General features: G+C 68.9%; 20 protein-coding genes, 1 rRNA gene and 1 riboswitch. Of the genes, 15 read left to right on the top strand and 6 right to left on the bottom strand.

Annotation, left to right across the window (positions count from 1 at the left end; translation table 11 throughout):
- The 11 genes from rrf to ACFVT5_RS18130 form a co-directional block, all read left to right on the top strand.
- Nucleotides 1–105 (top strand): 5S ribosomal RNA (rrf, locus tag ACFVT5_RS18180); the annotation flags it as partial.
- 168 nt (nucleotides 106–273) lie between these two features.
- Complete coding sequence (locus ACFVT5_RS18175) at nucleotides 274–882, top strand: CDP-alcohol phosphatidyltransferase family protein (protein ID WP_389888111.1); 609 nt, start codon at nucleotides 274–276, stop codon at nucleotides 880–882.
- 113 nt (nucleotides 883–995) lie between these two features.
- Entirely contained in the window at nucleotides 996–3,491 is a 2,496-nt protein-coding gene (locus tag ACFVT5_RS18170) for a sugar phosphate nucleotidyltransferase (RefSeq protein WP_389888108.1), read from the top strand.
- A gap of 135 nt (nucleotides 3,492–3,626) precedes the next feature.
- Nucleotides 3,627–4,529: a DUF881 domain-containing protein gene (locus ACFVT5_RS18165; protein ID WP_389888105.1), complete on the top strand. Its 903-nt coding sequence runs from the start codon at nucleotides 3,627–3,629 to the stop codon at nucleotides 4,527–4,529.
- Complete coding sequence (locus ACFVT5_RS18160; protein WP_389888102.1) at nucleotides 4,526–4,858, top strand: small basic family protein; 333 nt, start codon at nucleotides 4,526–4,528, stop codon at nucleotides 4,856–4,858. Before ACFVT5_RS18165 ends, ACFVT5_RS18160 begins: the two co-directional genes overlap by 4 nt.
- A 5-nt stretch (nucleotides 4,859–4,863) precedes the next feature.
- Nucleotides 4,864–5,754, top strand: a complete 891-nt coding sequence (locus tag ACFVT5_RS18155) for a DUF881 domain-containing protein (RefSeq protein ID WP_389888100.1) — start codon at nucleotides 4,864–4,866, stop codon at nucleotides 5,752–5,754.
- 82 nt (nucleotides 5,755–5,836) lie between these two features.
- Nucleotides 5,837–6,784 (top strand): FHA domain-containing protein, encoded by a 948-nt coding sequence (locus ACFVT5_RS18150; protein WP_389888217.1) that lies wholly within the window; start codon nucleotides 5,837–5,839, stop codon nucleotides 6,782–6,784.
- A 15-nt stretch (nucleotides 6,785–6,799) separates the two neighbouring features.
- A complete protein-coding gene (locus tag ACFVT5_RS18145; RefSeq protein WP_389888097.1) occupies nucleotides 6,800–7,543 on the top strand; it encodes a MerR family transcriptional regulator in 744 nt (247 codons plus the stop codon).
- Between the two features lie 98 nt (nucleotides 7,544–7,641).
- Complete coding sequence (locus ACFVT5_RS18140; RefSeq protein WP_006123076.1) at nucleotides 7,642–8,115, top strand: bifunctional nuclease family protein; 474 nt, start codon at nucleotides 7,642–7,644, stop codon at nucleotides 8,113–8,115.
- 167 nt (nucleotides 8,116–8,282) lie between these two features.
- On the top strand, nucleotides 8,283–8,918 hold the full coding sequence (locus ACFVT5_RS18135) for a MerR family transcriptional regulator (RefSeq protein ID WP_389888094.1): 636 nt from the start codon (nucleotides 8,283–8,285) through the stop codon (nucleotides 8,916–8,918).
- 154 nt (nucleotides 8,919–9,072) lie between these two features.
- Complete coding sequence (locus ACFVT5_RS18130) at nucleotides 9,073–10,641, top strand: DNA polymerase IV (protein ID WP_389888091.1); 1,569 nt, start codon at nucleotides 9,073–9,075, stop codon at nucleotides 10,639–10,641.
- On the opposite strand, the gene ACFVT5_RS18125 is transcribed toward ACFVT5_RS18130, so the two are convergent.
- Nucleotides 10,587–10,991, bottom strand: coding sequence for a PRC-barrel domain-containing protein (locus ACFVT5_RS18125; RefSeq protein WP_389888088.1), 405 nt, complete (start codon nucleotides 10,989–10,991; stop codon nucleotides 10,587–10,589). The two genes, ACFVT5_RS18130 and ACFVT5_RS18125, sit on opposite strands and share 55 nt — an antisense overlap.
- Before the next feature lie 124 nt (nucleotides 10,992–11,115).
- A riboswitch (glycine riboswitch) is annotated at nucleotides 11,116–11,211 on the top strand.
- Between the two features lie 177 nt (nucleotides 11,212–11,388).
- Here ACFVT5_RS18125 and gcvP point away from each other — a divergent pair.
- On the top strand, nucleotides 11,389–14,274 hold the full coding sequence (gcvP, locus tag ACFVT5_RS18120; protein WP_389888085.1) for an aminomethyl-transferring glycine dehydrogenase: 2,886 nt from the start codon (nucleotides 11,389–11,391) through the stop codon (nucleotides 14,272–14,274).
- 202 nt (nucleotides 14,275–14,476) lie between these two features.
- Here the strand turns inward: gcvP and ACFVT5_RS18115 are convergent, their stop codons facing one another.
- The gene (locus tag ACFVT5_RS18115; RefSeq protein WP_389888082.1) at nucleotides 14,477–14,689 is read right to left on the bottom strand and encodes a DUF5999 family protein; all 213 of its coding nucleotides are present in this window, start codon (nucleotides 14,687–14,689) and stop codon (nucleotides 14,477–14,479) included.
- 359 nt (nucleotides 14,690–15,048) lie between these two features.
- Nucleotides 15,049–15,633, bottom strand: a complete 585-nt coding sequence (locus ACFVT5_RS18110) for a hypothetical protein (protein WP_389888079.1) — start codon at nucleotides 15,631–15,633, stop codon at nucleotides 15,049–15,051.
- 518 nt (nucleotides 15,634–16,151) lie between these two features.
- Between ACFVT5_RS18110 and ACFVT5_RS18105 the strand changes: the two genes are divergently transcribed.
- Nucleotides 16,152–17,672, top strand: coding sequence for a glutamate-cysteine ligase family protein (locus ACFVT5_RS18105; protein ID WP_389888076.1), 1,521 nt, complete (start codon nucleotides 16,152–16,154; stop codon nucleotides 17,670–17,672).
- Between the two features lie 106 nt (nucleotides 17,673–17,778).
- Here ACFVT5_RS18105 and ACFVT5_RS18100 read toward each other — a convergent pair whose 3' ends face one another.
- The gene (locus tag ACFVT5_RS18100) at nucleotides 17,779–19,575 is read right to left on the bottom strand and encodes a substrate-binding and VWA domain-containing protein (RefSeq protein ID WP_389888074.1); all 1,797 of its coding nucleotides are present in this window, start codon (nucleotides 19,573–19,575) and stop codon (nucleotides 17,779–17,781) included.
- Nucleotides 19,576–19,747: 172 nt separating this feature from the next.
- Between ACFVT5_RS18100 and ACFVT5_RS18095 the strand changes: the two genes are divergently transcribed.
- On the top strand, nucleotides 19,748–20,548 hold the full coding sequence (locus ACFVT5_RS18095; protein WP_389888214.1) for a CPBP family intramembrane glutamic endopeptidase: 801 nt from the start codon (nucleotides 19,748–19,750) through the stop codon (nucleotides 20,546–20,548).
- A gap of 84 nt (nucleotides 20,549–20,632) precedes the next feature.
- On the opposite strand, the gene ACFVT5_RS18090 is transcribed toward ACFVT5_RS18095, so the two are convergent.
- Both ACFVT5_RS18090 and ACFVT5_RS18085 read right to left on the bottom strand, forming a co-directional pair.
- Nucleotides 20,633–21,493, bottom strand: a complete 861-nt coding sequence (locus ACFVT5_RS18090; RefSeq protein ID WP_389888071.1) for a PhzF family phenazine biosynthesis protein — start codon at nucleotides 21,491–21,493, stop codon at nucleotides 20,633–20,635.
- Between the two features lie 121 nt (nucleotides 21,494–21,614).
- Nucleotides 21,615–22,241, bottom strand: coding sequence for a TMEM175 family protein (locus tag ACFVT5_RS18085; RefSeq protein WP_389888068.1), 627 nt, complete (start codon nucleotides 22,239–22,241; stop codon nucleotides 21,615–21,617).
- Nucleotides 22,242–22,411: 170 nt separating this feature from the next.
- Here ACFVT5_RS18085 and ACFVT5_RS18080 point away from each other — a divergent pair, with 170 nt between their 5' ends.
- Complete coding sequence (locus ACFVT5_RS18080) at nucleotides 22,412–22,768, top strand: hypothetical protein (protein ID WP_389888066.1); 357 nt, start codon at nucleotides 22,412–22,414, stop codon at nucleotides 22,766–22,768.
- The last annotated feature ends 233 nt before the right edge of the window (nucleotides 22,769–23,001 follow it).

The following is a 23,001-nucleotide window of genomic DNA, read 5'->3' as shown; positions in this document are numbered from 1 at the left end:
AGCGTGAGGGAAACGCCCGGTTACATTCCGAACCCGGAAGCTAAGCCTCACAGCGCCGATGGTACTGCAGGGGGGACCCTGTGGGAGAGTAGGACGCCGCCGAACTATCTTTATGGGAAAGCCCCCGCACCTCGGTGCGGGGGCTTTCTTGTTTTACGGACCCATTCCAGACCCATTCCGACCCATTCCGGGCCGCCCCGCTGCACGGCTGCCCCGAAGCTGACGGTAGGGTCAGGGGGCATCGTTGGCTCGTTTCCCACAGGAGGCCCCCGGGTGGAGGTCCAGGAGACCCGTGTCCAGACGGACCGGGTCCTCACCATCCCCAACATCCTCAGCATGGCGCGTCTCCTCGGCGTGCCGCTGTTCCTGTGGTTGATCCTCCGGCCCGAGTTCGGTGGTCCCAAGAGCGACGGATGGGCCCTGCTCGTCCTCGCGTTGAGCGGCATCAGCGATTACCTGGACGGAAAGCTCGCGCGGCGCTGGAATCAGATCAGCAACCTCGGCCGGCTTCTCGATCCCGCGGCCGATCGGCTCTACATTCTGTCAACACTCGTCGGTCTCACCTGGCGAGAGATTCTTCCTCTCTGGTTGACGGCTGTACTGCTCGCGCGTGAGCTGATGCTCCTGGTGATGGTGGGTATCCTTCGCCGGCACGGCTATCCGCCACCCCAGGTGAACTTCCTCGGCAAGGCCGCGACGTTCAACTTGATGTATGCCTTCCCGCTGCTGTTGCTCAGTGACGCGAGTGGCTGGATCGCGTCACTCGCTGCTATTTTCGGATGGGCGTTCGCAGGATGGGGTACAACGCTCTACTGGTGGGCAGGGATCCTCTACGTGGTTCAGGTCCGCCGACTTGTCAGGGCGGACGCCACGGCCGATTGAGCCCGCCGATTGAGCGGTCGTAGCGGCTAGATGGCCCGCAGCTGATATGTGCGGGACAATTGGACGGGTGAAGTCGGCTAGACCGTCGTCTCTTCAAGGAGGACGCTTCCGACATGAAGGCCGTCGTGATGGCCGGAGGCGAAGGCACACGCCTTCGCCCGATGACCTCAAGCATGCCCAAGCCGCTCCTGCCCGTGGCCAATCGGCCGATCATGGAGCATGTGCTGAGGCTGCTCAAAAGGCATGGGCTCACTGAGACCGTCGTGACCGTGCAGTTCCTGGCGTCACTCGTCAAGAACTACTTCGGTGACGGCGAAGAACTCGGCATGGAGCTGACCTATGCCAACGAGGAGAAGCCACTCGGTACCGCCGGGAGTGTGAAGAACGCGGAAGAGGCCCTCAAGGACGACGCGTTCCTGGTCATCTCCGGTGATGCGCTCACCGACTTCGACCTCACCGAGCTGATCAATTTCCACAAGGAGAAAGGCGCGCTCGTCACGGTCTGCTTGACGCGTGTCCCCAATCCGCTGGAATTCGGCATCACGATCGTCGACGAAGAGGGCAAGGTAGAGCGCTTTCTGGAGAAGCCGACGTGGGGTCAGGTCTTCTCCGACACGGTGAACACGGGCATCTATGTGATGGAGCCCGAGGTCTTCGACTACGTCGAGGCCGATGTCTCCGTCGACTGGTCCGGTGATGTCTTCCCGCAGTTGATGAAGGAAGGCAAGCCCGTCTTCGGCTATATCGCCGAGGGGTACTGGGAGGACGTCGGCACGCACGAGAGCTACGTCAAGGCCCAGGCCGACGTACTCGAAGGCAAGGTCGACGTAGATATCGACGGGTTCGAGATCTCGCCGGGTGTCTGGGTCGCCGAGGGCGCGGAGGTTCATCCCGACGCCGTTCTGCGCGGGCCCCTCTACATCGGGGACTACGCCAAGGTCGAGGCGGACGCGGAGATCCGTGAGCACACCGTCGTCGGCTCGAACGTCGTGGTGAAGACAGGTGCCTTCCTGCACAAGGCCGTTCTCCACGACAACGTGTACATCGGCCAGCACAGCAACCTCCGCGGCTGCGTGATCGGCAAGAACACCGACATCATGCGGGCCGCGCGGATCGAGGACGGCGCCATCATCGGCGATGAGTGCCTGGTCGGTGAGGAATCGATTGTTCAGGGCAATGTGCGGGTCTACCCGTTCAAGACGATCGAGGCCGGCGCGTTTGTCAACACCTCCGTCATCTGGGAGTCTCGCGGCCAGGCCCATCTCTTCGGGGCGCGCGGAGTCTCCGGGATCCTCAACGTCGAGATCACGCCCGAGCTGGCCGTACGCCTGGCCGGGGCCTATGCGACGACCCTCAAGAAGGGGTCGACCGTCACAACGGCCCGTGACCACTCCCGTGGTGCGCGTGCGCTGAAGCGGGCGGTGATCTCCGCGCTCCAGGCCAGCGCCATCGACGTACGCGACCTGGAGAACGTACCGCTGCCGGTGGCCCGGCAGCAGACCGCGCGGGGCAGTGCCGGCGGCATCATGATCCGGACCTCTCCCGGTGTGCCCGACTCTGTCGACATCATGTTCTTCGACGGGGAGGGAGCCGACCTGTCGCAGGGCAGCCAGCGCAAGCTGGACCGGGTGTTCGCGCGGCAGGAGTACCGCAGGGCGTTCCCCGGTGAGATCGGGGACCTGCACTTCCCGTCCAGCGTCTTCGACTCGTACACCGGGTCGCTGCTGCGGAATGTCGACACCACCGGGATCGCGGATTCCGGGCTCAAGGTCGTCGTGGACGCGTCCAACGGCAGTGCCGGTCTCGTCCTGCCCAGCCTGCTGGGCAAGCTCGGCGTCGACTCACTGACGATCAACCCCGGTCTCGATGAGTCGCGGCCCACCGAGACGGCCGAGACGCGCCGTTCCGGGATGGTGCGGCTCGGGGAGATCGTGGCTTCCGCGCGCGCGGCGTTCGGTGTGCGGTTCGACCCCGTGGGCGAGCGGCTGTCCCTGGTCGACGAGAAGGGGCGGATCATCGAGGACGACCGGGCGCTGCTCGTCATGCTCGACCTGGTGGCGGCCGAGCGGCGCAGTGGCCGGGTCGCGCTGCCGGTGACGACGACACGGATCGCCGAACAGGTGGCCGCCTACCACGGCACTCAGGTCGAGTGGACGACCACATCGCCCGACGACCTCACGCGCGTGGGGCGTGACGATTCGACGATCTTCGGTGGCGACGGGCGCGGTGGGTTCATCGTGCCGGAGTTCAGCAGCGTCTTCGACGGCACCGCCGCCTTCGTACGGCTGATCGGTCTGGTGGCGCGTACGCAGCTCACGCTCAGCCAGATCGACGCGCGCATCCCGCGCGCGCATGTGCTCAAGCGTGACCTCGCGACCCCATGGGCCGTGAAGGGGCTCGTGATGCGCCGGGTTGTGGAGGAGGCGGGCGACCGGTCTGTCGACACCACCGACGGTGTGCGGGTCGTGGAGAGCGACGGTCGCTGGGTGCTGGTGCTGCCCGACCCGGCGGAGGCCGTGACCCACCTCTGGGCCGAGGGCCCGGACGACACGTCCGCGCAGGCGCTCCTGGACGAGTGGTCGGCGGTCGTGGACAGCGCCGGCCGCTGATCCGTCGTACCGCCCGAAGTCGACACCTCGTATCACCCGAAAGGGATCAGTGTGTCGTGCCGGACAGCGCCCCGCGTGGGCGTTGTCCGGCACGTGGGTGGGGCCATTCGGAGGTAACGGCGCCAACGTGCGACGATGTGCGGCATGCCGCAGCAGCCCCCCGTTCGGAGGAACCCGTCGTCGCGCCTTCCGCGCCTGGACGCCTCCATGTCGCTGCTCACCAACGTCATGGACCACAGCCTCGACGAGGGGTACGCGGAAGCGGCGGCCAGGAAGAAGGCGCAGGGGGCGACCGGCCTGCCGCGCACGCTGCGCTCGAAGCTGGGCCTCGCGGCAGGACTCGTCCTCGCGGCCCTGGTGGTGACCGTGGGGGCCGCTCAGGCGCGTGTGGCGGCGCCGGTCGTCGCCAAGGAGCGCGAGGAACTGATCGACCGCATCGACCGGGAGACCGCGGCGGCCGACAAGCTGGAGAAGAACGTCGACACCCTGCGTGACGACGTCGGTGCCCGGCAGCGTGAAGCTCTCAAGAGGGACGGCGGCGCCCAGGTCGACCTGATGGGCATCCTCTCCGGAGCGAGTGCCGTGCAGGGTCCGGGAGTCAAACTCACCGTGGACGACGCGAAATCCGCCGACCAGGGCGGCGGTGGACCGCGGGAGAGCGCCGGCTTCTCCGACACCGGTCGGCTGCGCGACCGCGACATGCAACGCGTCGTCAACGGACTCTGGCAGTCCGGCGCCGAGGCGATCTCCATCAACGGACAGCGGCTGACCGCCCTGTCCGCGATCCGCGCCGCGGGCGACGCGATACTGGTCGACAACCGGCCCCTCGTGCCCCCGTACACGGTGCTCGCGGTGGGGGACGGGCAGCGGCTGAGCACACGGTTCCAGAACAGCGCCGACGGCCAGTATCTGCATGCCCTCCAGGAGAACTTCGGCATCAGGACCGGGATTTCCGCTCAGGACGATCTCCAGCTGCCTGCCGCACCGAGCGTGATCGTACGAACAGCAGAGCCGAGAGCAGAGAAGGGCACATCGTGATCGCCGTACTGGGCCTCGTCGTGGGAGTCGTGGTCGGAATTCTGGTCCAGCCTGAAGTTCCCGCGGTCGTCGAGCCGTACCTTCCGATCGCCGTGGTCGCGGCGCTGGACGCCGTGTTCGGAGGGCTGCGGGCGATGCTCGACGGGATCTTCGACGACAAGGTCTTCGTGGTGTCGTTCCTGTCCAATGTCGTCGTGGCGGCCCTGATCGTGTTCCTGGGTGACGAGTTGGGCGTAGGCGCCCAACTGTCCACCGGTGTGGTCGTCGTACTCGGTATCCGTATCTTCTCCAACGCTGCCGCGATCCGGCGGCATGTGTTCCGAGCGTGAGGCCGATGGGTACGGAGCCGATGGGTACGGACGAGACGCCCGAGCCGCACCTGCGCAGGGAACTGCCCCCCGAGGTTCCGGTGGAGCCCTCCCGCGAAACCGACGACCCCGCGCGCGGGGCGGACGATTCCGCGCCCGGTGACGGCGTGGCCGAGCAGCCGGGACCACCCAGGCTGTCCGGCAGACAGCGGCTGGTGAAGGGGCTGTGGCCGCCGCGGTTCAGCCGTGCGCAGCTCATCGTGGCGCTGCTCCTCGCCGGTCTGGGCTTCGGGCTCGCGATCCAGGTCGCGTCCACGAGCGACAACAGCGCGCTGCGCGGAGCCCGGCAGGAAGATCTGGTGCGCATCCTCGATGAACTGGATGACCGTACGCAACGTCTTGAGGATGAGAAGCAGCGTCTGGAAGATCAGCGCACCGAGCTGGAGAACAGCTCCGACCGGGCCGAGGAAGCACGTAAACAGACGATCGAGCGGGAGAAACAACTCGGCATCCTGGCGGGCACCGTGGCAGCCCAGGGGCCGGGCATCACGATGACCATCAGCGACACGGAGGGGACGGTCAAGGCGCACATGCTGCTCGACGCGATCCAGGAACTGCGCGCGGCGGGAGCCGAGGCGATCCAGGTCAACGACGTACGGGTGGTCGCCGGGACCTATCTCACGGACGGCGACGGCGGTGGGGTGAGTGTCGACGGCCGGAAGATCAGCCAGCCGTACAGTTTCAAGGTGATCGGCAAGCCACAGGACCTGGAACCGGCACTCAACATCCCGGGCGGAGTGGTGCAGACTTTGGAGAAGGAGCAGGCCACGGTCACACTGACCCGCTCGGAGAAGATCATTGTTGACGCCTTGCGACCGGCGAAGCAGCCTGACTACGCTCGGTCGTCCTCCCGGTGAACCGGAGGTGCATGGTGGCCACCCGGCGAGGGCATGAGGTTGCGGGGGGTCGGCGCACCGGAAGAGGGGTGCGTGGTGGAAACTGTCCGGTGGGTACGGACGTTGTGAAGATGTCCGGGTCGGCAGGTGTGTGCAGTCAGGGTTCGTCCTGCCCCACGGGCGGGTCTGTTTCGGTCAAGGGGAATCGCCCGTGAAGTTGTTTGCGAAGTTGTTCGGCAAGAGTTCACGCGAGGACGGCGGCAGTGCCTCCGCCCGGCATCGTGCTCCTCGCCATGGAGACGCAGAGGGGCAGTCGGGCGACCGTCCGCTGTTCCGTGATCAGGTCGCTGCACCGGGTAGCGACATTTCGGGCGGACAGGGCGCGTCCTCTGTTGACCCTGCCGCATCCGGCCGCATAGGTTTCGGGGAACCGTCAACCTCAAGTACGGGTGGAGGGTTTGCCCCCGACCCGTACGCGTCCCATGCCCCCCAGGGGCAGCCGCGGCAGGAGGGTCCATCCATGGCCTTGGTGTGTACGAGGTGCGGGAACCGAAACGCGGAAGCAAGCCGTTTCTGCTCGAACTGCGGTGCGCCGCTGCGCGGCGCGGCGCCGGAGCGTCCGTCCGAGACGACCTCGACGATCTCCATCTCGGGCCTTGAGGCGTACGACGCCGAGGTCACCGGCCAGACCATGACGCCGTCGCTGTCGCCGGAGGCCCAGGCCGCCGTCGACGCGCTGCCGCTCGGTTCGGCGCTGCTCGTCGTCCGCCGGGGTCCCAACTCCGGCAGCCGCTTCCTGCTCGACGGGGAGCTGACCACGGCCGGCCGGCACCCGCAGAGCGACATCTTCCTGGACGACGTGACCGTGTCCCGGCGGCATGTGGAGTTCCGGCGCGGCCCCGACGGCTCGTTCACGGTGTCGGACGTCGGCAGCCTCAACGGCACATATGTCAACCGAGAGCGGATCGACGCGGTCCCGCTGTCGAACGGCGACGAGGTCCAGATCGGCAAGTACCGACTGGTCTTCTACGCGAGCCAGCGGGGCATCTGACCCCCGGGAAGGTACATGCTTCACACACCGAGCGGCGGTGCGGGCCACGGCACCGCCGCCACGGACGGTCGGCTGATGAGCATCGGCACCGTGCTGAGCACGCTGCGGGACGAGTTTCCCGAGGTGACGATCTCCAAGATCCGTTTCCTGGAGTCCGAGGGGCTCATCGAGCCCCAGCGCACACCCTCCGGGTATCGCAAGTTCAGCACCGAGGACGTCGAGCGGCTCGGTCACGTCCTCAGGATGCAGCGCGACCATTACCTGCCCCTCAAGGTGATCCGGGAGTATCTGGAAGCCTTGGAGCGCGGTGAGGCCGTACAGCTGCCATCCCTGGGACGGCAGCGCGACACGGCGGACGGACAGCGTCCGGGTGCCTTCGACGCCCCGACTGTCGCGCGCGTGGGCCGCGACGAGCTGCTCGCCGCCGCCGGGATCGACGAGGCGGAACTCGCCGAATGGGAGTCCTACGGCCTGCTCGCCCCCTTGCCGGAGGGCGGATACGACGCGGAGGCGGTCACCGTCGCCACGCTCGTGGTGGAACTGGGCAGGTTCGGGATCGAACCACGGCATCTGCGCGCGATGAAGGCGTCGGCGGAGCGTGAGGCCGGCCTCGTGGACCAGGTCGTGGCACCGCTGCGGCGGCACCGCAACCCGCAGACCAGGGCACACGCCGAAGCCCGCACCAAGGAACTGGCCGAGCTGACCGTACGGCTGCACTCGGCCCTGGTACAGACCGCCCTCGGCGTCCGACTGCCCTGATCACAGGCCCTGGGGAGCCCGCCGGGGCGCCGCTTCCATTGCCCGCCCATGGGGTGCCCGACTACCCAAAGGTGCCGGGCACGGCCTAGGGTTGCTGTGTGAACGAGCTCGACGTCGTAGGTGTCCGGGTCGAAATGCCCTCCAACCAACCGATCGTGCTCCTGCGAGAAGTGGGAGGCGACCGTTACCTCCCCATCTGGATCGGGCCGGGGGAGGCGACTGCCATCGCCTTCGCGCAGCAGGGCATGGCCCCCGCGCGACCGCTGACCCACGACCTGTTCAAGGACGTGCTGGAGGCCGTCGGGCAGGAGCTGACCGAAGTGCGCATCACCGATCTGCGGGAAGGCGTTTTCTACGCCGAGCTGGTGTTCGCGAGCGGGGTCGAGGTGAGCGCACGCCCCTCCGACGCCATAGCGCTGGCCCTGCGGACCGGTACGCCGATCTACGGCAGTGACGGTGTGCTCGACGACGCCGGGATCGCCATCCCGGACGAGCAGGAGGACGAGGTCGAGAAGTTCCGCGAGTTCCTCGACCAGATCTCTCCCGAGGACTTCGGCACCAACAGCCAGTGAGAAACTGGACGGCGGCCTTCACGCCATTCGGCTAGCCTTTCCCCGCGGTGGGATACGGGAAACCACTCGTAGGGTGATTATCACTCGGCGTGGCGAGTGTGGCGATCGTTGACGCACCCCGAGTGACTGCCTACCTTCGAGAAGGCAGGTCAAGGACGGAGGTCGGCGTGAGAAGCAGCGGCGACGGTACGGCTGGGGGTGCCCCCGGATTGAGCTCGGGGGAAGGCGGCCCGTACGCGCTCCACAGCGGTCAGGCCGGTCGAGTTCCGACCCGGCCTTCGGCTGTGTCGATGGACGGCGGCGCGCCGTCCGAACAGGTCGGCTACCGGGGCCCCACGGCCTGCGCGGCAGCGGGCATCACCTACCGCCAGCTCGATTACTGGGCCCGTACGGGCCTGGTCGAGCCGAGTGTGCGGGCCGCCTACGGCTCAGGGACACAGCGCCTCTACAGCTTCCGGGACGTCGTCGTCCTCAAGGTCGTGAAGCGGTTCCTGGACACCGGTGTCTCGCTCCAGAACATCCGGACCACCGTCCGGCACCTGCGGGAGCGCGGTTTCACGGATCTGGAACGCATGACGCTGATGAGCGATGGCGCGACGGTCTACGAGTGCACCTCGCCCGACGAGGTCCACGACCTGCTCCAGGGCGGCCAGGGCGTCTTCGGAATCGCCGTCGGCGTGGTGTGGCGGGACGTCGAGAGCGCGCTGTCGCAGCTGCACGGCGAGCGGGTCGACACCGGAGAGACGCTGGTCGGCAACAACCCGGCCGATGAGCTGGCACGGCGGCGTCACCGGGCGGTCTGAGCGGTCGGCCGGGCTCCGAGCGGTGCGGAACGGGGTCCGGAGGTGTACGGAAAGGGCCCCGAGCTGTGCGGAACGGGGTCCTGAGCGGCGGTCGGCGCCCCGGCGGTGGCGCTTCGCCAGGGCATTGTCAGTGGCGTAGGGCAGCATCGGAGATGTGAGAAGCGAGCCCACCATCCTGCATCTGGACATGGATGCCTTCTACGCCTCGGCGGAGCAGGCGGCCAAGCCCAGCCTGCGCGGAAAAGCGGTGGTGGTGGGCGGCCTGGGGCCGCGCGGTGTGGTGGCCACCGCCTCCTACGAGGCACGGCGCTTCGGAGTGCACTCCGCCATGCCCATGGCCCAGGCCCGCAGACTCGCGCCGAACGCCGCGTATCTCGTCCCCCGCTTCGCCTTCTACCGCGAGATCAGCGAGCGGGTGATGGGGCTGCTGCGGGAGCTGTCGCCGCTGGTGGAGCCCCTCAGCCTCGATGAGGCGTTCGTCGATCTGGAGGCCGGTGGGACCGCCTGGGACGCGGTGTCCGCGCAGACCACGGGGGAGCGGCTGCGCGCGGACATCAGGGCGGTGACCGGACTGACCGGATCCGTGGGGCTCGCCGCGTCCAAGATGCTCGCGAAGATCGGCTCGGAAGAGGCCAAGCCGGACGGCCTGGTGCTGATAGAGCCCGGCACCGAGCGCGCCCTGCTGGCCCCCATGTCCGTACGCACCCTGCCCGGCGTCGGGCCCGCCACCGGGGACCATCTGCGGCGCGCCGGGATCACCACGGTCGGGGAGATGGCCGAGGCGGGCGAGGACGAACTGGTACGGCTGCTCGGCAAGGCCCATGGGACCGCGCTGTACGCGATGGCGCACGCGCGGGACGAGCGGCCCGTCGTCGCCGAGCGGGAGACGAAATCGGTGTCCGTCGAGGACACCTACGACGTCGACATCCACGACCGCGTGCGGGTGCGCCTGGAGGTGCAGCGACTCGCCGACCGGTGCGTCCAGCGGCTGCGGGCCGCCGGGCACTCGGGGCGGACCGTCGTGCTCAAGGTCCGCAGATACGACTTCTCGACGCTCACCCGGTCCGAGACGCTGCGCGGGCCCACCGACGACCCCGCGGTGGTCCGGGAGGCGGCAGGGCGGCTCCTGGAGTCCGTGGACACCACCGGAGGCGTACGGCTGCTCGGGGTCGGGGTCAGCGGGCTCGCCGACTACACACAGGAGGATCTGTTCGCGCAGGCCGCCGCCGCGTCCGCCGCAGCGTCCGCCACCGTGTCGGAATCGGTCGCGGAGCACCCGTCGGCCCATGACGAGGGTGGGCCGGGCGAGGAATCGGCCGGCGACGCGACGGCCCACCCGGCGGGCGGTGACGCGCTCGCCCCGCCCGGTTCGGAAACGGGTGCCGAGCCCAGGGCCGAACGGCGCTGGGCGGCCGGGCACGACGTGCTGCACGCCACCTACGGGCAGGGATGGGTCCAGGGCAGCGGGGTGGGCAGGGTGACGGTCCGGTTCGAGACGCCGGACTCGGCTCCCGGGCGCGTACGGACCTTCCGTACGGACGACCCGGATCTGGAGCCCGCGGATCCGGTTTCGGTGGTGTCGGCGGTGGCGGAGGAGCGGTCACCGGTAACCACTGAGTCCACAGAACCTGTGTCTGCGGAACCCTCGCCCACGCAACCCCGTTCGGCTCAGCGGACCGCCGGGCCGCCCTCCGGTGGCTCCTCCCCGGATCCGGCGATATGACCGAAGTCCCGGTCGGGTGGCGGCGCGGATCCGGGGGCCGCGATGTCCAGGCCGTAGTGGTGGTAGAGCTGAAGCTCCTGCTCGGGGGAGAGATGCCGGCCGACGCCGAAATCGGGGGCGTCCTTGATCAGGGCCCGGTCGAAGGGGACGCGCAGGGTGCCTTCCACCAGCTCACTGGGCTCCAATGGCACAAAGGCGTCACGGCTGAACAACCCTGTCCTTATGGCCGCCCACTCCGGGACGCCGGTCGCGTCGTCGAGATAGACCTCGTCGATCGTGCCGATCTTCGTGCCGGTGCGGTCGAACGCCTTGCGGCCGATCAGGTTGCGCGGATCGATGTCGGTCTGCACGGGCCCTCCAACTGATCGCAACTCATCCCTAAGCCCTCGTAAAGACTACGAAAGAGCACATTGCGGCAGGCGGCCACTCGAAGCTTCGTGCGGGGGCCTCGCTGGTAGGCTGGCAAACGGCTGTTGACCCTGTGCGGGAGAGCTTCCCGGTAGCGACCGGGAGCGCCGAAGGAGCAAATCCTCCCCGGAATCTCTCAGGCCCCAGTACCGCACGGGTGAGGTCACTCTGGAAAGCAGGGCGGGAGTCGCAAGCCCCCGACCTCACCGACGGTGAAAGCCGGCGCGCCCCCGGGCGAGCCGGTGAAGCTCTCAGGTTGAGATGACAGAGGGGGAGGCCGTCCGGGCACCGCTGCCGTGGTGCCCCACGAAGGTCGCGTGAGACCAGGAGGCCCCCGCCATGAACGCCCACCGCATTCCGCTTTCCCGACTCGAACAGGGCATTCCGTTTGAACGGCGTCATATCGGGCCCGACGCCGAGGCCCGCGCCAAGATGCTCGCGCAGGTCGGGTACGGCTCGCTGGACGAACTGACGGCGACCGCGGTACCGGAAGTGATCAGGAGCGCCGAGGCCCTGGACCTGCCCGGCGCCCGCACGGAGGCCGAGGTCCTCACCGAACTGCGCGCCCTGGCGGACCGGAACGATGTTCTGGGTTCCATGATCGGCCTCGGCTACTACGGCACCTTCACGCCGCCGGTCGTACTGCGCAACGTCATGGAGAACCCGGCCTGGTACACCGCGTACACGCCGTACCAGCCGGAGATCTCGCAGGGGCGCCTCGAAGCGCTGTTGAACTTCCAGACCATGGTCGCGGAGCTGACCGGACTGCCGACCTCCGGTGCCTCGCTCCTGGACGAGGGCACGGCCGCCGCCGAGGCGATGGCGCTGTCCCGGCGGATGGGCAAGGTCAAGGACGGTGTCTTCCTGGTCGACGCCGACACCCTGCCGCAGACCGTCGCCGTGATCCGCACCCGGGCCGAACCGACCGGGGTCGAGGTCGTCGTGGACGACCTGTCGTCCGGGATCCCCACCGCGATCGCCGAGCGCGGAGTCGTCGGCGTCCTGCTCCAGTACCCGGGTGCCTCCGGTGCCGTACGCGAGCTGCGGACCGTCATCGAGCAGGCCCATGAACTCGGGGCGGTCGTCACCGTCGCCGCCGATCTGCTCGCGCTCACCCTGCTGACCTCGCCCGGCGAGCTGGGCGCCGACATCGCCGTCGGCACCACCCAGCGGTTCGGCGTCCCGATGGGCTTCGGCGGGCCGCACGCCGGATACATGGCGGTCCGCGAGAAGTTCGCCCGCAGCCTGCCCGGCCGTCTCGTCGGCGTCTCGGTGGACCGTGACGGCAACCAGGCGTACCGGCTCGCGCTCCAGACCCGTGAGCAGCACATCCGCCGCGAGAAGGCCACCAGTAACATCTGCACCGCTCAGGTGCTGCTCGCCGTGATGGCCGGAATGTACGCCGTCTACCACGGTCCCGACGGGCTGCGGACGATCGCCCGCCGCACCCACCGCTACGCCACACTCCTCGCCGAAGGGCTGAAGGCCGCCGGCGTCGAGATCGTGCACGGCGCCTACTTCGACACCCTGACCGCCCGGGTGCCCGGCGAGGCCGCGCGGATCGTCGCCGCCGCGCGCGAGGACGGCGTCAACCTCCGGCTCGTGGACGCCGACCACATCGGCATCGCCTGCGACGAGACCACCAACCGGGCCCAACTGGGCGCCGTATGGACCGCGTTCGGCGCCGAGGCCGACATCGACGCACTCGACGCGAGTGCCGCCGACGCGCTCCCGGACGAACTGCTGCGCACCGACGACTACCTCACACACCCCGTCTTCCACCAGTACCACTCCGAGACGGCGATGCTGCGCTATCTGCGCCGGCTCGCCGACCGGGACTACGCGCTCGACCGCGGCATGATCCCGCTGGGCTCCTGCACCATGAAGCTCAACGCGACCACGGAGATGGAGCCGGTCACCTGGCCGGAGTTCGGCCAGATGCACCCCTTCGCGCCCGCCGAGCAGGCGCAGGGCTATCTCACGCTCATCCGTGAGCTGGAGGAGCGGCTCGCCGAGGTCACCGGGTACGACAAGGTGTCCCTCCAGCCCAATGCCGGTTCGCAGGGCGAACTCGCGGGACTGCTCGCCGTGCGGGGGTACCACCGCGCCAACGGCGACGACCGGCGCACGATCTGCCTGATCCCGTCCTCCGCGCACGGCACGAACGCAGCGAGCGCGGTCATGGCCGGGATGAAGGTCGTCGTCGTGAGGACCGCCGACGACGGTGAGATCGACGTGGACGACCTGCGGGCCAAGATCGAGCAGTACCGCGAGGAACTCGCCGTACTGATGATCACCTACCCGTCCACGCACGGTGTGTTCGAGGAGCATGTCGCCGACATCTGCGCCGCCGTGCACGACGCCGGCGGTCAGGTCTACGTCGACGGCGCAAACCTCAACGCCCTTGTGGGCCTTGCCAAGCCGGGCCACTTCGGCGGCGATGTCTCGCACCTCAACCTGCACAAGACGTTCTGCATCCCGCACGGCGGCGGCGGCCCCGGCGTCGGTCCCGTCGGCGTCCGCGCCCACCTCGCGCCGTATCTGCCGAACCACCCGCTCCAGCCCGCCGCCGGGCCCGAGACGGGCGTCGGACCGATCTCGGCCGCTCCCTGGGGCTCGGCGGGCATCCTGCCGATCTCGTGGGCATACGTGCGGCTCATGGGCGGTGAGGGACTGAAGCGGGCCACCCAGGTCGCCGTGCTGTCCGCGAACTACGTGGCCAAGCGCCTCGAACCGCACTACCCGGTGCTCTACACCGGTCCCGGCGGGCTCGTCGCGCACGAGTGCATCATCGATCTGCGCCCGCTGACCAAGGCGACCGGAGTCAGCGTCGACGATGTCGCCAAGCGGCTCATCGACTACGGATTCCACGCGCCGACGATGTCGTTCCCGGTCGCCGGCACGCTGATGATCGAGCCGACCGAGAGCGAGGACCTGGGTGAACTTGACCGGTTCTGCGACGCGATGATCGCGATCCGCGCGGAGATCGAGAAGGTCGGCTCCGGGGCCTGGCCCGCCGAGGACAACCCCCTGCGCAACGCGCCGCACACCGCGCGGGCCCTGTCCGGCGACTGGGAGCACGCCTACGCGCGCGAGGAGGCCGTTTTCCCGGCGGGAGTCTCGCCCGCCGACAAGTACTGGCCGCCGGTCCGCCGGATCGACCAGGCGTACGGGGACCGTAACCTTGTGTGCTCCTGCCCGCCGTTGGACGCCTACGAGGACTGAGCGTGGCTCGCGCGCGGGGCGTCGTCCCGCGCGCGGGGGACATGCGTCGGGGCCGGTCCGGGTGTGGATTCCGGAGCGGCCCCTGTTCGTTCGTCACCGGGCTGTCTGTGCGCGGTGCGTGCTGCGTGTTGTGTTGTAGCCGTGCGTCGTGCCCGTATGTCGTGTCTGCGCTGTGCTGACGTGTTGTGCCTGTGTGTGACGGTCAGGCGGCGGTCATGATCTCGTCGGCGCCCAGCCCCAACGGGCGGTGCGGGGCGATGACCTGGCCGTTCGGCAGCAGCTCACCGGTGTCCTCGAAGAGCAGGACGCCGTTGCACAGGAGGCTCCAGCCCTGTTCGGGATGGTGCGCGACATGGAGCGCGGCCTCACGGTCGGCGGAATCTGCTGACGGGCACAGTGGCTGGTGCTGGCACATGGAAGGGTTCTTTCGCTGCGGATTGATGTGTGTCCTGCGGCTCGATGCATTGGTCATGGCCGCCCCCCGTATCTTCGGTCCGGTCCCAGTGTTGCCCTACGGGCGTGATTCCGCAGGGATTTCGTGGCAGCGGTTCTTACTGCTTAGAGACGTATCACCCGTGCGGACGGTTCAGCCAACCGCACTGTCCCTTCGGGGGGTTCGCAGTGGCCGAACCGGGCTAGTCATCGCGGGTCGTCGACGCCGGGTGCCGTCGAAGCCGGGTGCCGTCGAGGTCGGGACCGTCGAGGTCGGCGTACGCGAACGAGCCCGGCCCCGGCACAGTGTGCCAGGGACCGGGCTCGGCCGTGCGGTTCTCGTCAGGCGGGCGAACTCAGGAGCGGTGCGGGCGTCAGCCGTAGACCGAGGACGGGCAGCAGTTCGGCGACGTGATGCGGGCGGTGGGCCGCGATGCCGGGCGGTGCCGGTGCCAGCGGGACGAGCAGATCGGTCGGCGCGGGGCGTCCTTCGGCGCCGTCGGCCGCGCAGTCGCCGTGCAGCCACAGCGTGAGCATGTACAGCTCGGGGACCGACAACAGGCGTGCCTGGTAGGACGACTTGAGGCTCTCCGCCTGGCCGAGTGCCTTCTCCGTCGAGGCGATGTAGGGGCCCTCGAAGAAGTGCGAGAACGCCCAGCCGTCCGGTGTCAGGGTGGTGTCGGCCGCCGCCACGGACTGGCCGCCGTGGCGGATCAGGAAGCGCCAGCCCGCGAGCCGTGTGGGCGACGGGCCGCCGGACCCCAGACGGTCCAGTACGTGTACGGGTAGCGGGACTTCGGCGGTGACGGGTCCCTGGGCGGACCGCAGGGACGGGGTTCGGGCCTCACGGACAGCCGTGGGGGAACCGAGTGCCGCGAGAACGCTGCGCAGGGCAGGCGCGGGAGCAGGTGGGACATGCAGCGGCATGGTGGGTCGCCTCTCATCCACAGGCAGGCGGAAACAGGCAGGCGGAACACGGGGCAAGTGCGGACGACGCTGTCAGCTCTCGGGACCGGAGAGGGGCGGGGACATGACGGGGGACAAGACGGTCATGACCGCGGGCACGAACTCCCGGTCTCGCCAGCGAAGTTTATACGACACGTGTTCGTACAGTGTTTCCGCTAGCTCTCCGCGACCTAATGAGCAAGGCGTATTTCGGTCGCCGAAATGAGGGTTTTCTGACGATTCTCCGCGCACCCGACGCTGTGACCTCGGGCGACTTTCCGCAGCGGACGGCTGATTCTCGTCGGCATATTTCGCCAGGGTTCCGCAGGGCAAAACCGTGCAGTGGCCATTGCCCGGTGAATGTGCCCCGGTGTGACCGCCCCCACAGTAGCGTCCCCCGATGGCCTACGGTGGCGTTATCGATCACATTGCCTGGGCATCATCACCGGGTGACACAGCGGCCGGGATGCCGGGCTGCCCATTCGAGGAGGGATGCTTCGATGGGGGAGAAGGTCGTGGCAGGCGCGTTCGACCTGTCCGATCGGCAGCAGTACCGCAGGAAGCTCCGGCAGTGTCTGTCGGGGCTCGGGAGGCTGTTGGAGGAGGAGCGCTTCGACCGGCCCAAGAACCTGATGGGACTGGAGATCGAGCTGAATCTCGCCGGGCCGGACGGTCTGCCGAGAATGATGAATGCGCAAGTACTTGAGCGGATCGCGAGCCATGATTTCCAGACCGAACTCGCGATGTTCAATCTCGAAGTGAATATCGCCCCGCACCGGCTCGGCGGCCGGGTTCTCGACCGGCTCGCCGAGGAACTGCGCACCGGACTCGCGTACGCGCACCGGAAAGCGAACGAGGTCGACGCGGGAATCGTGATGATCGGTATTCTGCCGACCCTCGCCCAGCGCGATCTGGTCTCGGCGAATCTCTCAGCGGTCGACCGGTACACGCTGCTCAACGACCAGATCGTCGCCGCGCGGGGCGAGGACTTCGCGCTCGACATCGACGGCGTCGAGCGGCTGAGCTGCACCTCCGCGTCCATCGCGCCGGAAGCCGCCTGTACCTCCGTGCAGTTGCATCTCCAGGTGACGCCGGCCCGGTTCGCGGATGTGTGGAACGCGGCGCAGGCGGTGGCCGCCGTACAGGTGGCACTTGGTGCCAACTCGCCGTTCCTGTTCGGACATGAGCTGTGGCGTGAGTCGCGTCCGCCGCTCTTCCAGCAGTCCACCGACACGCGTCCGCCCGAACTCCAGGCGCAGGGCGTGCGGCCCCGCACCTGGTTCGGAGAGCGCTGGATCGATTCCGCGCACGATCTGTTCGAGGAGAATCTGCGGTACTTCCCGCCGCTGCTGCCCATCTGCGACGAGGAGGACCCGACGGCCGTGCTCGACGAGGGCGGGGTACCGACCCTCGCCGAACTCGTCCTGCACAACGGCACCGTCTACCGCTGGAACCGCCCGGTCTACGGCATCGCGGACGGCGTACCGCATCTGCGGGTCGAGAACCGGGTGCTGCCCGCCGGGCCGACCGTCACGGACGTCGTCGCCAACGCCGCGTTCTACTACGGCGTCGTACGGGCCCTCGCCGAGGACTCCCGGCCCGTGTGGTCCCGGTTGCCCTTCGAGGCGGCGGCGGCCAACTTCGACGCCGCGTGCCGGTACGGCATCGACGCCGAGCTGGAGTGGCCGCGGCGGGTACGGCACGGCGGTACCGCGAAGGTGCCCGCGGTCCAGCTCGTACGGGACGAGTTGCTGCCGTTGGCCGCGGCCGGGCTGGACGCGTGGGGTGTCGAGCCCGCCGACCGGGACTTCTATCTCGGGGTGATCGAGGAGCGGTGCGCGCTGCGGATGAACGGCGCCGCGTGGCAGGCCGCCACCTTCCACCGGGCGCTGGAGAACGGTCTGGAGCGGGACGCGGCGCTCGCCGCCACCACGCGCCGGTACGCCGAGCTGATGCACGCCGGGGATCCGGTGCACATGTGGCCGGTGGGGTTGCCGCAACCGGCGATGCCTCTGGGGTGACCGGGAGTCGGCGTTGGGTCAGCATGGGGTTGGCGTCCGGTCGGCGTTGGGCCGGCGTTGGGCCGGGGTTGGGCCGGGGTTGGGTCAGTATGTGGCCGGCGTCGGATCAGCTTTGGGTGCCGGCCGCGACGATCGCCTTCAGGATGACCGAGTGGATGTCCGCCGGGTCGCTGACCTGGTGGCCCGATCCACCGGTCGCCGCCGCGATCTGCTCGACCTCCTTCTTGTCCGCATCGGGTCCGACGGCGATGGCGATGAGCGGAACCGGGCGCTCCGGGTCGGTGAGTTCGGTCAGCTTCTTGATCAGGGAGGAGCGGGAGACACTGCCCGGGTCCTGGTTGACCCCGTCCGTGAGCACCACCAGGGCGTTGAACTTGCCGTTCACGAAAGACGAGACGGCCTTCTTGTAGGCCGCCAGTGTCGTGTCGTAGAGACCGGTCGCCCCGCCCGGTACGGGCTGGAGCGCGCCGAACGCCGCCGACAGCCGGTCGCGCTGCGTACCGCCGCCCTTGCGGTCGCCGAGCCGCGCGGTCGGCACCAGCTCGCGGTAGTCGCGGTCGCCGTCGAGCAGGGTCGAGAACTCCCAGAGCCCGATCTCGTCGTTGGGCGTGAACGTCGCGAGCGCTTGGAGCAGGGACGCCTTGGTGACCTCCATCCGGGACTGGTCGCGGCCCGGCACCAGTTCGGTCATCGACGCCGAGGTGTCCACGACGGTCGTGATGCGGGCGCTCTGGACGGTGATCGTCCACATTCCGAGGGTTTCCTGGACGTCCCGGTCCGAGACCTGCTCGGCCGCCGGATCCTCGTACGGCTGCGGGGACAGGCCGCCCGCGCCCTTCACCAGGGCCTTGGTCGGGGTGTCGGCCTTGGTGCGGAACCCGTGCTCCTCCAGGATGCGGAGCCCGTCGTCCTCGCCGAGCAGGGTCATGAAGCGGATCGCGGCGCGGGACTTGTCGGTCGTCAGGCGTGAGGCGTCGATCAGCGTGAACGGGTAGTCGAGCTGGGGCGATCCGTCCTTAGGGTAGAAGAGGTCCAGGCCGTCGCCGGTGTCGCCGGCGTCGTTGTGGGCGTACGACGCCTGCTCGGAGAGGATCAGCGCCTGATTGCGGCGCGGATTGCCCTCCTCGGTGCCGGACGAGCCGCGGGCGAGGGTGTCCAGGACCTGGGTGTCGCTGTCCGACGTCCGTTCGGAGAGCGCCTTCGCCATCGCCGCGGCCTGCGTCTCGCCTTCCGCCCCGCCTTCCGTCCCGCCCTTCGTGCCCGACGCCTTCGTGGAGGCCCCGAGCTTGGTCAGGGCGAGCAGTCCGGTGGCGCTGCGCGCGGGGTCGGCCGTACCGAGGCGCAATTTGTCGCCGGTCATCGCCGCGCCCGCCAACTCCGCCCACGAGTACGTCTTGTCGGGCCACCCGAGCGACTTCGCGGCCGACGGCACCATGGCGACACCGACCGGCGACGAGGCGATGTTCCCCGCCGCCGTCACCGGTGTGCCCTTGCCCCTGCCCTCGGCCGTGACCTGCCGCACCCACAGGTCCGAGTCGGGCACCCAGACGTCGAATCCGGCGGCGTCCCGGCCCGCCCGCAGGGAGTCCGCGATCTTGTACGCGTCCCGTGCCGTGACCTGTACGTCCAGACAGTGGCCGTCCGACGTGATCTCCTTGTCGCGGGCGAGGCCGGCCGCGGCCCGCAGGGCGGGAGCGATGTCGGGGGAGGCCGCGACGGTGAGAGGGACGGCTCGGGAGCGGCATGAATCGCTGGAGAGGAGGCCGGTACGGACGGCGGTCGCGGCACCTGCGGCGACGATGACCACGAGCACCGTGGCGATGGCGACGGTGCGACGACGGGCCCCCGGACGTGGCTCGATTACGCCCGTTTCCGATCCATCGGGCAAGCTGTGACGTCCCATGGCGGTGGTGCCCCTCCGTGATCAGCTCTTGAGCGGTACGCGGGGGAGAGGGGAGGTATGTCCATCGGTGTCCGCCTCTCCCGGCCCCCCGCACGCGATCTTCGTACCTGCATTCGAGACCCTAGCGGGGCGAGGATGTGTGTGAGGCGTGAATAGTCAACTGGAGGCAGGAGTGCAGGCGGAGGAGGGGCCGGTGGCCGAATCCTTTCCGAGTAGGCCGCTGTCGCGACGGATTCTGCGGAACGAGACGCTGATCGTTCTGGGACTGTCGCTCGGTGCGAGCGGAGTAGCCGCACTGATCAGCTTTGTCGGATCGGTCACCAAACCGGGGGGTCTGAAGGATCAGGCGGCCACACTCAACGCGTCGGCGGCGCCCGGCCGGCCGTGGCTCGACCTCGCATGGCAACTGTTCGGGATCGCGAGCGCGCTCGTCCCGGTGGCCCTGGTGGCGCACCTGCTGATGCGGGAGGGCGCCGGACTGCGGACGATCGGCTTCGACCGGACCAGACCCTGGCCGGACCTGGGGCGCGGTGCCGTGGTCGCGGCGGTGATCGGCAGCACCGGGATCGGGTTCTACCTCGCGGTACGGGCCCTGGGGTTCAACCTCACCGTGGTACCCGAGGCGCTGCCCGACGTGTGGTGGAAGTATCCGGTACTGATCCTCTCGGCGGTGCAGAACTCCGTCCTGGAGGAAGTCATCGTTGTCGGCTATCTGCTGCGCAGACTCGGGCAGTTGGGCTGGAGTCCGGGCACGGCGCTCGTCGCCAGTTCGGTGCTGCGTGGCTCGTACCACCTCTACCAGGGCATCGGTGGCTTCCTCGGCAATGTCGCGATGGGGGTGGTCTTCGTCTATCTCTACCGGCGCTGGGGCCGCGTCGGACCGCTGGTCGTCGCTCACGCACTGCTCGACATCGGGGCGTTCGTGGGGTACGCGCTGCTCGCGGGCAAGGTGGATTGGCTACCGACGCCGTGACACCCCAGCCATTCAGCGCTCCTTGAGTACTCCTTGAACATTCCTTGAGTACTTCTTGATTACTTCTTGAGTAATGGCTGAGCGCTACGCCAGCAACTCGCCGTCGATGACGGTGACCGCGTGGCCCGTGAGCAGGGTGCGGTCGCCGTTCAGCCGGGTACGGACGAGGCCGGAGCGGGCGGACGCCTGGAGTCCGGTCAGTGCGGCCCGGCCGAGGCGCCGCGACCAGAAGGGTGCCAGGGCCGTGTGCGCGCTGCCTGTCACGGGGTCCTCGGCGATGCCGACGCGCGGGAAGAAGCCACGCGACACGAAGTCGTAGCCGCCGGACGGGTCGTCCGCGCGGGCCGTCGCGATGATCCCGCGCTCGGAGTGCCGCACCAGGGCGGCGATATCGGGTGCGAGCCCCCGTACGGCCTTCTCGTCCGCCAGCTCGACCAGCAGATCCCCGAGCTGCGGCCCTGTGTCGTGCGCCGACAGCGGTACGGCGCCCAGGGCTTCGGCCAATCGGTCCGGTACGGCGACCTCGGTGAGCGGCGCGGTCGGGAAGTCCAGTGTGATGGCGCCGTCGTCGTGCGGCTCGGCCACGAGGACACCGCTACGGGTGGCGAACCGCACCGGACCGCTCACCGCCCCCGTCGACCGCAGGACATGCGCGGCGGCGAGGGTGGCGTGACCACACAGATCGACCTCGGTGACGGGCGTGAACCACCGCAACGCCCAGTCGGCTTCGGAGCCTGGGGGGAGGGGGTGGGCGAAGGCGGTCTCGGCGTGGTTGACCTCTGTCGCCACACGCTGGAGCCAGGCGTCGTCGGGGAACGAGCCGTTGGTGTCCCGGGGTTGAGGACCGGAAGTGGCCGGACTCCCTGGGGCGTCGAGGAGTAGGACCCCGGCCGGATTGCCGGCGAACGGGCGGTCGGTGAAGGCGTCGACGATTCGGATCCGCATGCTCTGACGGTAGGGGTGCGGTGGACCGGTCGGCCAAGGCCAATCCAAGGTGGTTGGACCCTTTTTGGCCCGGACGGCTCCCGAGCCCTTTTGGCGTGGCGGCTCCAGATCCGGATCCAGGTCAGGGGTTCTTCCGGTGTCTGCTGTGGCGTTGCCAGAGGGCGGCGGTGAAATTGGCGGGGATCAGGGCGAGCCAGCACCACAGGGCGGTGCTGGGGGACGCGAAGGCGATCGGGATGGTCGCGCCGAAGACCAGAGCCGGGGCGGCCAGGTCTCCGATGATGCGGTACGCGACGTCGTCCTCAAGGGGGCGGGCCAGGTGAGGGCGGCGCCAGATCGAGACGAACAGGGCGATGTGCAGCAGGTCGACGAGGGCCACCGTGGCGGCGTAGACGGCGACGGCGAGGGACTGCGACGCGTACTCGGACAGTATCGACGTCGGGAACGGGACCAGGGCGATGGCTCCCAGGCCGGCCAGGGTGAGCCGCAGCGACAGGGCGTCCACGCGCCGGGCGGTATGGAGGATCTGGCGGTGGTCGCGCCAGAAGCCCGCCAGGATGGCGAAGCTCAGCGCGTACGCGGCGATGTTGGGCAGCAACTTACGCACGGCGTCGTGGAATTGGGCCGTGTCCAGGTTCGCGGGCAGTCGGATGTCGAGCACGAGCAGGGTCATGGCGATGGCGAAGATGCCGTCGGACAGGGCGATCAGCCGGTCCGGATTCTTCTCGTCCGCGCTGCCGTTGGTCACCTGGCACAGCGTGATCGGTCCCCGGTGCGGCGCCTTTCATTACGCCGATGGCGGGCATGCCGGGGGAGGGGGGAGGGGCGGCGAGGTGGGGTGGGGGCGGCCGGAAATGGTCGGCGTAGATGTTCACCGGGAGAGGCCCGCGCCGCGCCGGTGAGCCTAGGCTCGGTGGCATGAGTGGACTGGGGACGTTCCTGATCGTCGTCGCCGGGATGGCCTCGGTCATGGGCGGTTTCGCGTGGCTGGCCGTGCACGTACGCCGCCGTGGTACCGCCGGCGCGGGCATCACCGCCGCGCTGGCCTCATACGACGAGGCGTTCCGCACCACCGCTCACCAGGCCCACTACGAGATCCAGGCACAGGCGGACCGCAAGGCACCGCTGCTGTCGCCCGACGATCACTGGAGCCGGGGCGGGCGCGATGGTCAGCGGCCTGGTGCGGGGAGTCGGGGGCCGGTTCCTTCGGCTCCTCGCCGGTCGCGACGTGGGCTTGCCCGCTGGGTCGCCCGCTTGGGGCGCGCCGGCCGCTGACGGCGGTTTCCCCTGACAACGATGATCCGCATACCTTTCGCCGGGCTTGTCGAGTTCGAGGCGATCGGTTCTGGCCATTGACAACCGTCGACGGGCATCAATAGCGTTCGGGCCGACCCGATCGATGGGCAACAAATCGATCGGAGGGAGCGCCCTCAGCGCTCCGCGGAGACCGTTGCATGCCGACCAGGTGTGCAACGAGCTGGCCGGTGACCGAAGTTCACAGCCAGCGG

The organism is Streptomyces sp. NPDC058001, from assembly GCF_042886315.1.
GTDB lineage: Bacteria > Actinomycetota > Actinomycetes > Streptomycetales > Streptomycetaceae > Streptomyces.
This window is presented reverse-complemented; position numbering and strand designations above follow the sequence as displayed.